This window comes from Sphingomonas sp. ASY06-1R (assembly GCF_052180265.1).
GTDB lineage: Bacteria > Pseudomonadota > Alphaproteobacteria > Sphingomonadales > Sphingomonadaceae > Sphingomonas_I.
On record NZ_CP197464.1, the window covers coordinates 3,017,949 to 3,030,954 of the forward strand.

10 protein-coding genes are annotated in these 13,006 nt (G+C 54.3%); 7 read left to right on the forward strand and 3 right to left on the reverse strand.

The genetic code is table 11. From position 1 onward, the window contains the following. Positions 1 to 40 precede the first annotated feature (40 nt). Both ACSBM8_RS14465 and ACSBM8_RS14470 read left to right on the forward strand, forming a co-directional pair. Positions 41 to 2,287, forward strand: coding sequence for a GumC family protein (locus tag ACSBM8_RS14465; RefSeq protein WP_442678702.1), 2,247 nt, complete (start codon positions 41 to 43; stop codon positions 2,285 to 2,287). Beyond that, positions 2,284 to 3,540, forward strand: a complete 1,257-nt coding sequence (locus tag ACSBM8_RS14470) for a hypothetical protein (protein WP_442678703.1) — start codon at positions 2,284 to 2,286, stop codon at positions 3,538 to 3,540. Before ACSBM8_RS14465 ends, ACSBM8_RS14470 begins: the two co-directional genes overlap by 4 nt. 38 nt (positions 3,541 to 3,578) lie before the next feature. On the opposite strand, the gene ACSBM8_RS14475 is transcribed toward ACSBM8_RS14470, so the two are convergent. Continuing rightward, positions 3,579 to 4,523 (reverse strand): endonuclease/exonuclease/phosphatase family protein, encoded by a 945-nt coding sequence (locus ACSBM8_RS14475; RefSeq protein WP_442678704.1) that lies wholly within the window; start codon positions 4,521 to 4,523, stop codon positions 3,579 to 3,581. Between the two features lie 370 nt (positions 4,524 to 4,893). Between ACSBM8_RS14475 and ACSBM8_RS14480 the strand changes: the two genes are divergently transcribed. After that, the gene (locus ACSBM8_RS14480; RefSeq protein ID WP_442678705.1) at positions 4,894 to 5,493 is read left to right on the forward strand and encodes a class I SAM-dependent methyltransferase; all 600 of its coding nucleotides are present in this window, start codon (positions 4,894 to 4,896) and stop codon (positions 5,491 to 5,493) included. 77 nt (positions 5,494 to 5,570) lie between these two features. Continuing rightward, positions 5,571 to 6,857 (forward strand): polysaccharide pyruvyl transferase family protein, encoded by a 1,287-nt coding sequence (locus tag ACSBM8_RS14485; protein WP_442678706.1) that lies wholly within the window; start codon positions 5,571 to 5,573, stop codon positions 6,855 to 6,857. Here the strand turns inward: ACSBM8_RS14485 and ACSBM8_RS14490 are convergent. Next, the gene (locus ACSBM8_RS14490; protein WP_442681607.1) at positions 6,835 to 8,277 is read right to left on the reverse strand and encodes an oligosaccharide flippase family protein; all 1,443 of its coding nucleotides are present in this window, start codon (positions 8,275 to 8,277) and stop codon (positions 6,835 to 6,837) included. The two genes, ACSBM8_RS14485 and ACSBM8_RS14490, sit on opposite strands and share 23 nt — an antisense overlap. Positions 8,278 to 8,561: 284 nt before the next feature. Between ACSBM8_RS14490 and ACSBM8_RS14495 the strand changes: the two genes are divergently transcribed. Together ACSBM8_RS14495 and ACSBM8_RS14500 are read left to right on the forward strand one after the other, a co-directional pair. Continuing rightward, positions 8,562 to 9,887, forward strand: a complete 1,326-nt coding sequence (locus ACSBM8_RS14495) for an O-antigen ligase family protein (RefSeq protein WP_442678707.1) — start codon at positions 8,562 to 8,564, stop codon at positions 9,885 to 9,887. Between the two features lie 4 nt (positions 9,888 to 9,891). Continuing rightward, entirely contained in the window at positions 9,892 to 10,926 is a 1,035-nt protein-coding gene (locus ACSBM8_RS14500; protein WP_442678708.1) for a glycosyltransferase, read from the forward strand. Here ACSBM8_RS14500 and ACSBM8_RS14505 read toward each other — a convergent pair. Beyond that, positions 10,923 to 11,861 (reverse strand): glycosyltransferase family 2 protein, encoded by a 939-nt coding sequence (locus tag ACSBM8_RS14505; RefSeq protein WP_442678709.1) that lies wholly within the window; start codon positions 11,859 to 11,861, stop codon positions 10,923 to 10,925. The genes ACSBM8_RS14500 and ACSBM8_RS14505 overlap by 4 nt on opposite strands. Before the next feature lie 326 nt (positions 11,862 to 12,187). Between ACSBM8_RS14505 and ACSBM8_RS14510 the strand changes: the two genes are divergently transcribed. Continuing rightward, positions 12,188 to 13,006, forward strand: coding sequence for a glycosyltransferase (locus tag ACSBM8_RS14510; protein WP_442678710.1), 819 nt, complete (start codon positions 12,188 to 12,190; stop codon positions 13,004 to 13,006).

The window sequence follows — 13,006 nt, forward strand, 5'->3', positions numbered from 1 at the left end:
TGCTCTCCGCCCACGCCCACGCCCACAGGAACCTTGACCAGTGACAAACGCCATGGCTCCCCACACGCCGATTGCGGACCGCGAATGGGACGACCGCGATGCAGGATCGCGCCAGGACTATGGCGATACGCCCGATCAACTGCTGGATGACTCCGGTGGAATCAAGATCGGCGAGATCATCGCCGCCCTCTACCGCAATCGTTACATGATCATCGCCGCGATCGTGACCGTGTTGCTGGCGGGCCTCATCGCCACCCTGCTCATGACGCCGATCTACAAGGCATCGTCGACCGTTCAGATCGATTTGCGATCGGACAACATTTTGGCTGGTAGCAGTGTCGAGCCAGATGTCGCCGCTTCGGATACCACGCGTTTTTTACAGACCCAAATAACCGTGCTGAAGAGCCGAGCGCTCGCGCTGCGTGTAGCGAAGTCATTGAACTTGGCGCGAGACGATAATTTCGTCATAGCGATGGGCGCAAAGCCTGCGGCGATGCCTGGCAAGACCATGCCTGCCGCGCGAGAGGCGCAGGTCATTGCTCTGCTGACGCGCCATCTTGAGGTTGAGATGCCGGGCAATTCCCGAGTAGCGACCATCACTTTCGCTAGCCCAAGCCGGTCATTGGCCGCACGTGTCGCCAATAGTTATGCGGACAATTATATTCGCTCCAATCTTGAGCGCCGTGTCGATTCTTCGTCTTATGCGAGGGACTTCTTGGAGCGGCAGATTGCGGAGACCAAGGATCGGTTGCGAGGCTCGGAACAGAACCTCCTAGCCTATCAGAAGGCCGAAAGCCTGATCGATACTACCCCGACCCAAGATGCCTCTTCGAGCACCACGCCGGGCGATGGACCGTCGCTGTCCGTAACCAATATGGTCAGTCTGAACTCGGCAGCCTCCGCGGCAACTGCCCAGCGAATTCAGGCCGAACAGCGCTGGCGGGAAGCGCAGCGCACGCCGTTAATGTCGCTGCCTGAGGTCATCAACAGCACACTGGTTCAGACACTACAGGCTCAAAAGGCGACGCAGATGATTGCGCTGGAGCAGTTGCGTGCACGGTACCGGAATGGCCATCCCAGCGTAAGCCAAGCGCAGGACGAAATCGCATCGATTAATAGGGAGATCGCCAACCAAGCAGGCAATATTCGCAAAAGTATCCAGAATAACTACCTGACCTTGCGGAGCCAGGAAGAGGCACTTTCCGCAAATGTTGGAAGCTTGCGATCGACTGCGCTGAACGAGCAGGGTCGTCGCGTTCAATATAATATCTTAAAGCGCGAAGTGGACACCAATCGAGCGCTCTATGACGCCTTACTACAACGCTACAAAGAAGTGACTGCGGCAGCTGGCATTGCAACCAACAATCTATCTATTATTGACAATGCAGAAGTTCCAGTTACGCCGAGCTCGCCCAATCTGTTCCGCAATCTGCTGATTGCATTCGCCACCGGCGTTGGCCTCGCAGCGGCCCTCGTCTTCGGCCGCGAGCAGTTTGACGACGTAATCCGCACTCCGGATGATGCGCAACGCAAATTGGGGCTGCCGCTACTGGGGGTTATTCCCCTATCGAGCGCGCCCGATCCGAAGAACGAACTGAACGACCCGCAATCTTCTCTTTCTGAAGCCTATCATTCGTTCCGCACGGCGCTCGGCTTCTCCAGTCCCGATGGCGCACCACGCACCTTGCTTTTCACCAGCAGCCGTCCAGGCGAAGGCAAGTCCACTAGCGCGGTCGCCATGGCGCAGGGCTTTGGACGGGTCGGGAAGCGCGTGCTGCTGATCGATGGCGATTTGCGAAAACCATCACTCCACCGGCAACTCGATCTCAGTGCGCGCGCAGGTCTTGTCAATCTGCTTACGGCGCAGAACTCGATTGCCGAAGTGGTGCAGCACAGCAACATGGAAAATGTTGATTTTGTTGCCACCGGCCCCCTGCCGCCCAATCCGACCGAGCTGCTGACCTCGGATTCGCTCGCCCGTACGCTGGCCTCAGCGCTTGGGACCTACGATATGGTCATTATCGATGGTCCGCCCGTCATGGGCCTCGCCGACGCTCAGCTGCTTTCGCGCCAGGTGGAGGCGGTCACCTTTGTCATCGAAACTGGCCGCGCCCATCGCGGGCAGGCCAAAGCTGCCGTTCGACGGTTGCTCGCCGTCCGCGCGACCATGGTTGGCGTCGTCCTCACCAAGTTCGACGCGCGTCGGTCGGGTTACGGCTACGGCTACGGCTACGGCTACGGCTACGGCTACGGCTACGGCCGTGATGGCGAAGAAAAGGCTGCATGAACCAGAAGAACTTGAGAATATCCGGACCTGCAGCTAGCCGGGCGCGCGCACTTATCGTTGTGCCTGTTTGCTTGCTGCTGATGATCGGCGTGGCCGCGACTGGCTTCTCCGATCTGGCTTTGGAGGAAGGCAATGCCTCCATTGCTTTATCAGTATGGCCAACGTCCGCTGCAGCTATGGCAGGGGCTGCGCAAGATCTGAGCAATCAGAGACGGTTTGAAGAAGCGCAGACATTGGCGAGCAAGGCCTTGCGATTATCCCCGATGAATTCGGGCGCACTTCGCGTGGTCGTGCTAGCCGCTCAGCAACGCCATAACGACCCCCTTGCGGAAACCAGTCTTGTCCTGGCGGCCCGCCTAGGTTGGCGCGATGGCCTGGCTCAGTTGTGGCTTCTCAACCGCGCCATGACGCAGCAAGACTTTACCGTGGCGTCTCAATCTGCCGACGCGCTGCTTCGGATTCACTACGCCGAACCAGAGGCGCTTGGCGCGATGTCGATGCTGATTGAAACACCTGGCGGCCGGGCGGCCTTGGCCGAGCGCTTGTCCGAGCAGCCCCCATGGGAGCGAACAGTCCTTCGAAAGCTCGATGGTCACACGCAGCAGCAAACTGAGAACTCCCTGGCGCTTATCATCATGTTGCAGCGACTTGGCCTTGCTCTTGGAGAAGGCGAGCTCGGTCCATTCATCGACAGTGCAATCAAATCGGGCCAAGGGGCACGGGTCAAAAAAAGGTTGAGCAGGCTGGACCCAGCCCTAACTGCTGACGTGGATGGCGGATTGAGCGACGGAGAATTCAGCCAACTAGCATCGGATGCCGAAACATGGCGGCCATTTGGATGGCAAGTTGCCAACGTAGAGGGCGTGAGGGTCGAAACACCCTCCAGCAATGAGTTTCATCTAAATCCCGTACTCCGCGTCGAGACGGACAGCACTAAACCCGCCGCAGCGGTCAGTCAGGTTCTAGCTCTTCAGCCAGGCTATTACGTCTTAACCTTTAAATATAAGTTCGAAGCGGGGCAACGGCAAGCATTCACATGGCAGATCCAATGCGCTGCGCAGCCAACGAAACTTCTTAACGAGATGGCAATTCCGGACTCAGCCAAATTTGTTTGGCAGGAAAATGCAATAGCGTTCCGAGTACCGGAGCAATGCGCCGGCCAACGCATTACCATGATGACCAGACCATCACTAACTGGCGTCTCCGCTGCTGCCTTTGACGATGTTCACCTAGCGAAGCGCAGCGTTCCCTAGAGACCAGCCGGATGCCGAACCACCACCGAATGGCTGCGTCAAGAATGGGGAAGGGTAAAGTCGACGATCACTGGTAAGTGATCTGCGCCCGGGCTCGCAGTTCCCGTCTTTGCTTCAATTGTGACAAGATCGCCAGTTGCGAAAACGTGATCGATGCGAATTAACGGACCGAGCACCCCGAGCCTGCGGGCTCTTGTAGGAAAGGTAAACCCCGGCCCCCATCCAGTCCCCAGCCAAGAATCGCGAGCGACTTGTCCGATAATTCGATAACCCTCATTCCAGGGGGTCGCGTTAAAATCGCCAGCAGCTATTCCGCGGGGCGCTCGCCGCATCTGATCCGCAAGCGCATAGAAGTAAAGCCGGTTCCTCGTTACGTCTGCATATGATTTTGGCGCGCGAACATTCCAAACACGAACCTGATTGGATCCAACCGTCAAATCGGCTGAGAGTATATAATTGTCATGTCGAATAGACGACATCACGCACCTACATGCAATCAACTCGTTGCTGCGCGTCGCAAAACTCCATCGAACGCCGGTAACAAACCGCAGCGCACCGACAAATTTAACTATATCGGCCTCCTGCACTACAACGATCTGAGGGCCATTTGCTGAAATAGCTCTAGCTGCGCCCAACATATCTTTATTATAATTTCGCAGAGAAGCTGTAACAATGCGAAATGCATGCGCTCCCTCCGGTACAGGCCGTCTGGTCGGTATTTGCAAGCCCCAAGACAGGACCGTCAGCATCAGACACAAACCACCACCGGCAATCACTAAATTGCCGCAAGCGGCCGCTATTATTGCGGCCACTAAGGCGATTATTGCGAACCAGAACCCAAACGCATTTACATATCCCAGACCTTGAGCATCACCAAACTCGAGGAAAAGAAGGTACCACGACAAAATAAGAATCAGAATCAGCGAGGCGCCCCAGACCCCCACCCCTCTTTTTCTGAGTGAATGACGGAAATTAAAATGCACTACCACCCCATGCCTCAGTGAGAATGTCCCGCGATGCCAACTTGCTCCGGCATCACAACAAAACCGAGCAGTAGGGCAAACCGGTTAGTTATATGAGCAAAAAGAGCTAACCAGTGAAGTGGGGATCGTAACGGAAAGGAGAGCGTGTCGTGCGACCTACTCAGCGCGGCGCGCAACGCGCTTGCTGTCCGGTCATACGCATTGCCCATTCCCGTCGACGGGACACAGGTGCTATACAATGAAGGCAAGACGCCCTGCTATCAACCGCCTGCTCCCTTGCCAGACGGCGCACAACCCCACAAAACAACAAGTATGTTGCAGCGCGGCAAAGATCAAGTTAGCTTAAAAATTCAGCCGGGAGGAAATTTCCGTGGACTTCATAAAGGCCATAAATGACGGAACTCGGACTCAGTTGGAGCTAGGATGTGGGTCGCGACGCGCCCGGCATGGCTATGTCACTGTGGACAATCGCGCGATGGACTCGGTCGACATAGTCGGAGACGCCCGAGACGTGCTGCAGCGATTGAATAACGACACCTTAAGCCACGTCTTTGCGAGCCATTTTATCGAGCATGTCGATGATTTAGAAGGATTCCTGCAGGAGATCGTAAGGGTTTGCCGCCCAGGAGCGCAGATCGAATTTATTGTTCCGCATTTTTCCAATCCCTATTTCTACTCTGATATTACTCATCGTTCATTTTTTGGTCTTTACACCTTCAGCTATCTGGCGCGGGACACCATCGGCTTTCGCCGTCAGGTTCCAGGATATGCTAGAATTTCTGGATTAGAACTCACTGATGTAAAATTAGCGTTCGGGACCCTCAGATCGTTCTTTATACGTCAACTTTTTAAAAAATCTGTACAGCTTTTGGTCAATACGAGTCGCTATATGCAGGAATTATATGAGGAATCCTTCACCGGCCTCGTTCAGTGCTATGAACTTCGATATACTCTCTCGATCGCGAAGTAACCGACAGTGATAGATTCCATATAGTTCAGCGTAGTGTACGCACCACAGAGAGCTAACATGGCAAGCAGGCAGATACGATGAAAATTGGCTTGATCGGCACTTATGACGTTGAGAATTTCGGCGACTGTGCGTTTCCAAGTATGTACCAATTCCTTTTGCATAAATATTGGCCCGACGCACAGATCACTCTCTATAGCCCTACCACGAAAGTTGCTGACATTCTCGAATTCGAGCAGCTTAAGGAACTGCCGGGCTCGGATGTGGCCGGCTCTTTTGTCGAGGATGCTCTTGTTCTGACTGGCGGGGAAACAATTTCCTATGGGCATTCCGCTGGCACATACATCTACCCCGTTGCAAGCTACAGCGCATTCTTGAGGCTCTGGCTGGGACCGTTGCTCGCCGCGGCGCGCGGTGAAACTAGGTTTATAGCGCACGCGGTTGGTGGAAAACTTGGGGACGAAACTCCTTACAAAGTAATTGGGCGGTTATTGCGATCAGCGGATTTGGTCACATTTCGGGACCAGGTGTCGAGCGACCGCATGTCAACGCCCGATTGGAGGTTCCCACTCGCCACTGATCCAATGTTTGCAATTCGAAACCTCGCGAGCAAGCCCGAGTTTGCAAATCGAGTCAGCCGCCTGCTGTCTGCCGAAAATATCGCAGGAGGGTATATCGCCTGCCAAGTTTCTTTGCCTTATGTGAAAGGAAAGCTAGAAACTTGGGCTGTCTCGGTAAGCGAGATAGCCATATCCCTTAAACTGCACGTAGCGCTGGTCCCGATTTGTCATTTTCTTAATGATGCGGAGGTACTTGAATCTGTACGCGTACAAATAGCCAATCTGCTTTCCCCTTACGAGCTGTGCGTCGAGATTGTACCGGAACGAGTGAAGATTCGCGACACAATCGCTCTGATAGGGTGCTCTTCCGGCTTCATTGGCACTTCGCTCCACGGCGCTGTCACGGCAGTTTCTTTTGGGAAACCTTTAGCGGTGCTTTCAAGTAGTCTGAATGGCAAGCATGAACAGACTCTCCGCTCAGTCGGCGTCAATGGCGCCGTTACTGATAACATTGGTGGATTAAGAGCATGCTTTGAAAGGACGTCATCAAGTGACATGGGCGAACTCGCCGACAACGCTGCCAGCTTAGCAGAGCGTGACTTCATACAGGTTGTCGAACGACTGAAGGCGAGTCGGCAGCCTCGTCCAGAGATCGATAAAAATGACGTCGTCAAAATAGTTAATTTCGATAAAGCCACCGTAGCGAGCTTCAAGCACCAGCTGAATCGCAATTTTTTATTAATGTTGCGACGTATACCGGGGTTATATGAGGGCTACAGATCGCTCAGGGCGCGGCTGGCGGGATAACTTTATCTGGCGTCAAATTGCTACCGCGCTTCCTGACAAAGCTCGCGTTATACATCTGTTTTAATGAGTTGCGAGCATTTACTGGCATGTGCAGAAGTGACCATGCACTGGCAGCGGATACAATCATCACTCCTATAGCGATTCCGCGTGCATTTATCTGCACGAAGGGAGCAAGGATAATGGACGTCAAAACGATTAAGGTTGGTATTATATATCGAGCTGAAGATTTCCACGTTCCAGATGTGATCCGGTTCAAAATCAAATAATCGCCAGCAGAACGCAATGCAAATGCCGCTGCCGTCCCGGCCAGGCCGAATTTGGATGTCAAGAATATCAGAGCGATTATGTAGGGCGGTACTTCGCACATCTGTATGATCGCCGTGCGCTTCGGATTCCCGCCCGCCTGTATCTGTGCAAACGATGCCGTCGACAAACTGATAAACCAATGCGCGAACAGAATTATCTGCCCGACGACGGCCGCCTCGTAACCAAATTTTCCTCCCAGCCAAAGCTTGAGAAACGGCCACATTGCCAGAATTCCTAATACAAGCACCGGCACCATGATGACCGCGATGGCGTGCGTGACAGAGACCACCAGATCCCTCGATTGCCTGTTACCTGAGAGGCTCGTCAACCGCGGGAAGATCGCGCTTCCCAAAGCCAGAGGAACGATGTTGGCGCGTTGGGCAAGCTGGCTTGGCACTGAGTAGGTCGCAACTGCAGTTGCGTTCATCAGCCAACCAAGCAGAAGGCGATCGAAAACGGTCATCAAGGGTGCGATAAGTCCGGCAAATGAGACCCACCCGCCAAAGGAGACCAGCTCACGCACTTCCGCCCCATCGATTTGCATCGGCACCCCGCGAATGATTTGCGATCGGCAGCGAAACCACCAAACAATGGCCGTGAGCAATCTAACGAAAAAGGAAGCCGCAATGAGAATTGGCAGTGTAGGCTCGAAGAGAAGCGCGGCGGCCAACGGCATCGCCTGAGTTGAGATCGTTGCAATCGCATTAACGGCATTAGTTTCAGCAAACTTTTCGCGACCGTTCAGGGCCCCCATCATCAGATTAGCGATCAGCGCAGATGGGAGGGCCATCGAGACCCAAGGAAGAGCCTGCAGAACCTCGCCCCTCAGCTGATCTGCCACGTTGAAGGGGCCAGAAAAGTACCATAGACCCGCAAAATAGAGGACGATCCCACCCACGAAACTCAACGCACCGACAACCGCCAACGCCGACCAAAGCGCGATCGCCTGGCCGCGAGGATTTCTATCGCCAAGCAGGGCAATTCGGTAGGCAGCCGCTCGGCTTAGGCCCAGATCAAACACGCCGAAATAGCCCAGCAACAGCCAGGCGATCCCAAGGATAGCGTATCGATCGACCCCAACCACTTTCAAATACAGGGGGATCGTAACCAGCATCACGGCTACTGGCGCCAGTCGGCCGCTAATATTATATACTGTGTGTCTGCCGATACTCATCGATAAGCCCCGCCGCGAGTCATTGCGGCTTTGATACTTGTCCCCGTATGTTGCAAGTGCGAAATGTGGCTAATGATGCACCGGTTTCTGGCGGCCTGAGCTGAATGCACGGTCGCGTTTAGCGCGTAGGAAACACCCGCCTCCCCCGCTAACGCGACGGTTGGCGCTTGTGGCATTAGAAGCTATTGCACCAACTGACGATGACATATTGGGGGTGGGTCAACTTGGAGCACAACGCTGTCGCACATGCGGATCGACAGACGTCCGATCCAACGGCGCGAGCTCGCGCGCTGGCGGCACGCGTGATGTTCATTGGGATCATTCTTCCCAGTCAGTTTACAGTCAACGTTGCCGGCTCAACGTTGAATTTTTCAAGGGTTGCCATATTAATCTCCGCAGCCTTGTTACTACCGTCAGTAAAGAATATGCGCTGGCGTCTACCCGACATATTGATCATGATTTCGGCAGTTTGGCCAATTATTTCATTATCTACAACTTCAAAAAGCGACTGGGACTCGGGGGTTATCGCTCTCATCGAAATTGCAGGCCCATATTTTATTGCACGGCTATCATTCCGCAAATTGAGCGAGGTGGCCATCTTTCTTAGATTTTGCTTCCCACTCGTTGTTTTTCTAGTAAGCGTTATGGCGTTTGAGGCGCTCAGCCACCGTCAGTTATTTGGACCGATTTCCGGCGTAACAAAAGAAGAACTGGTTCGAATGGGGCTGATGCGATCGGCAGGCCCATTTGGATTTCCTATTCTCGCTGGTATTTTCTGTGCAAGTTTATTCGGCCCCTTTTTGACCGGTTTGAATCGGCATCGGCGAATAGGCGCAGTGGCATCCATCATCGGAGTTGCCGCCTCGGTGAGCTCCGGTGCGATAGCGGGAGTGCTGATTCAGATCGGGCTAACCCTATATCGCAACGCCTTTATCAGATTAGGAACGCCCAAACGGTGGCATATATTTGCATTAATGTTCTTTACTCTATGGCTTTTTGTCGATATAACTTCTAATAGAGGTTTTTTCAAAGTATTACTTGGTTTTCTGGCCTTCAATAGCAGCACGGCTTATTACAGGCTTCTCATATGGGAGTATGCTGGCGCAGTAGCCTTGAACAATCCGATTTTTGGCGTAGGGTTTGATGCTGACTGGGAACGCCTTAGCTGGATGACCTCTTCGATCGACGCCTTTTGGCTGCAGAATGCGGTTGCGTATGGGCTGCCAACACCGGTCATGCTCGGCTTGGCTAGCCTAGGGACAATAATTTGTGTCGGTAAACGCGCGAGTTATCTTCCCGCGACGGACAGCGCTTTTTTGATGAGCTATAACTTCAGCTTGATTGGCCTATTGGCAAGTGGCTTTACCGTTCATTATTGGACAACAATGCTCATATGGTTAACCTTCTTTATTGGAATGTGCTTGTCACTTTCGGAAGCGCAGATCGGCAGCGCAACGGGCACGAAGCTTACCAAGCCTGCTATTGGGCGGGGTCCGCTGTATCAACAAGCGCGGACGCGGCCGGTATCCCCTCAAGCAAAGAGATATTAATCGCGTGAGCGAGGTTACCCTGATCAGTTCGGTGGGTAAACGGATCGCGCCTGCGATCGCGTGCGTTAGCGAGTTTGAGGACGTACTCCGGGAGGCACTGAACTGCAGCACAGTGAATTTAGCGAACGGCGAGAGGCCGATGCACAGCGAGCGCCCCGCATTAACGATTATGGTGGCGATCAGCTTCGCGCAGCTTGTCCAGTCCCTTAACAAATTAGGACGAGATCTGCCGCGTTCCGGCGTGACCGTCGCGTATGTTTTCGACGCATTTCTCTCCCCGCGTTTGACACGACTGCCTGCGCAATTTCGGCCACTGACTCGTTACTATCGCGCGCTTCATCGGTTGGATCGTATTTTTACGCCCATGCTCGGGCTCCGCGAGCAGCAGCAGGCCATTCTCCGCCGGTCAATCGATTACCTGCCGATAGGTGTCGACGCGTTAAAATATGGCAGTGCCCGCACAGAAGATCGGTGGGTCAGTGTCAATGGTTACGGACGCCAGCCCGCTGGCCTCACAGCAACACTGTCCGACCGGTTCAACCGTAATCGGGCGGGCTTCTTTTATCACACCGATCATATGCGAATCAGCGAGTTGACGGAAATCAACCGCCATCGCGCCATGTTCTGGCAGCTTTTGCGCTCTTCGCGCATTGCACTCGCCTATGCGCCGGAGGCCTACGATCCTGCAGGGCGCTTCGAATGCTCTTTTGTCGGTCAGCGCTGGTTTGAGTCGCTGGCGGCGGGCTGTGCGGTATTGGGGCGAAGACCCTCCGCCCCAGAAGCCGACGCACTGTTGGATTGGACCGATGCGACGATCGAGATTTCGGACGAGCCTTCCCGGGCGCTAGACGAGATCGGTTCACTGCTGGGTGACCGCGACCGGCTGGAACAGATCACCCGTCGCAATTTCCGGGAAACCGTCGCGCGTCATGATTGGCGGATACGCATCGAACAGATGATAGCGGACGTGGCGCCGGCGCTCACTGCGGGTGCCAGCGGCGCCGCGGATCGCGCCAGAGAACGATCTCGGGTGTCCTAGCGACGATATCCGTTCCACCATATCCAGGGCCTAAAAACGATCGGAGCAAAACCATGGGCAAGACCGCTCATACGCTTCGACCGGCCCGATAATATCGCTCCAACTGTCAACCGCCGAAGCGCCTGTATCCAAATCAGCGATCCGCCCGCCGTCGCCATTGGCCAACCCCAATGCTTTCGCAGGAAATGCATGTCGCCACGGGTCTTATACATCGATCTCTGAGGCGATAGCTGGTCTGCCCCCCCTATATCGTGCACCACCCGAGCCTGGTCTGTTACCATTGCTTGGAAGCCAGCTCTCTTAAACCGCAGCATCAAATCAACTTCCTCTGCGTAGAGGAAAAAGCTTTCGTCAAAACCCCCGAGCGCCACCCACGCCTTCCGGCTCATGAGCATGAAGCCGCCCGATAGCACTTCGACATGCCGCTCCGGCGACGGTGGGGCGGCCGGTCGCAACCTCGCCATCAGGGCACCGATCCCCAAAGCATAGACAGCCATGGTTCGAAGCTTCGGAAACTCAAGCCTGTTCGCAAATTCAGGCTGCAACTCGGCATCAAGCGTTACCCCACCCCAAGCATCTGTTTCCGGGTGAGCCTGCGCAAAAGCGACTAATCGAGAAATAGAGTCGTCGATGAATCGGGTATCAGGATTGAGTAGTAGAATATAATCACCGCGGCTGTGCCTCGCCAAAAGGTTGTTCCCTGCACCGAAGCCAATGTTTCCTTGGCTGGGAATGATCCTTACGTCCGGATAATGAGCACTTATGTAATTCTCGGTTCCATCCGAACCATTGTCTACCACCAACATCTCCAGGTTAAGCTCTGGATGCAATCGAAAAACTGACTCGATGCAGTCGCCGACATATGCCCTGGCATTGTAGCATACGGTCAGCACGCTCACTAATGGCGGTGCGTCAGATCGATCAAATGCTGTCATGCCAAGACCTCTTAATTAGCGCGATCAAACCTGACTGATGGTCTTTAAGGAGCATGGCTGAGGTTCCGACCTAGTGTCTCTACTGGGCACCTGCCGTAACATGAACCTTTCCGCAGGATCTGACAGGCTCGCAGCGCCAAGGATTCGGATGCCAACGAACCGACTATATCGCTAAGTCCTTTTGCACCGCATCAAAAATCGCCGCCCAATTGTCAACCAAAATTTAATAATCCATATATTTTAATGTCTTAAGAACGCACCGGTGGTGAATTAATCGATGAACGATCGCGTTGCTTTGCGGTATCGCTTCGATGTACCATCGACCGATGCTCCACGTTGTCTTGACCCGCTTCAATATCGCCAGCCCGGGCAGGGAGGCGCCGATTAGGAACTCGCCGGGGTGGCTAGATCGGCGGTTCGAACTTTTCGAACGTTATTGCCTGCCGAGTGTCGCGAGTCAGTCGATCGATAATTTCGCATGGATTATCTATTTCGATCACAATACACCTGAACGCTTCAGGAAACGGATAACGAGCGCGCAGTCGGAGTTCAATTTCACGGCACGCTATGTAGAGTATTTCGACGGTAACATGGCGCCGGCGGACGTAAACGCGCTCGATCAGCCGAGCAACGGGCTGGTAGTAACGACGCGGCTTGACAACGACGATGCGATTGCGCGCAATTTCTTGGCGAGGGTGCAGGAAGCGGCCACGCTCGCGACGGACGGAACGGTGCTTAACTTTACAAATGGTCTCGCGTTACGGGAGGGCCGCCTTTACACAGCAGTTGATTTTAGCAACCCATTCACCTCGTTGGTTGAACGAGGTTCAGGCCCGGCGCGTACCATCTGGGCCGCAAAGCATCACGAATTACATCAGCGATGGAATATACAGCAAGTTGGCGGCGCTCCGGCGTGGCTTCAGGTCGTTCACGGTGAAAATGTCACCAATCGCATCAAAGGACGGCGGCTGTCCGACACTAACTTGATCAACTCATTCAAGTTGGCGGACGATGTCGCCCTTGAACCAGTAAGCCGGCTGGGACTCGTCAGAGAAAACGTGATTTTAGGGCCGACACGCAGCTTACGCGAAAGGCTCGTTAAATTCGTAAAGCCCGTCGCTAAGAAACTTATGGCACGTGAATAG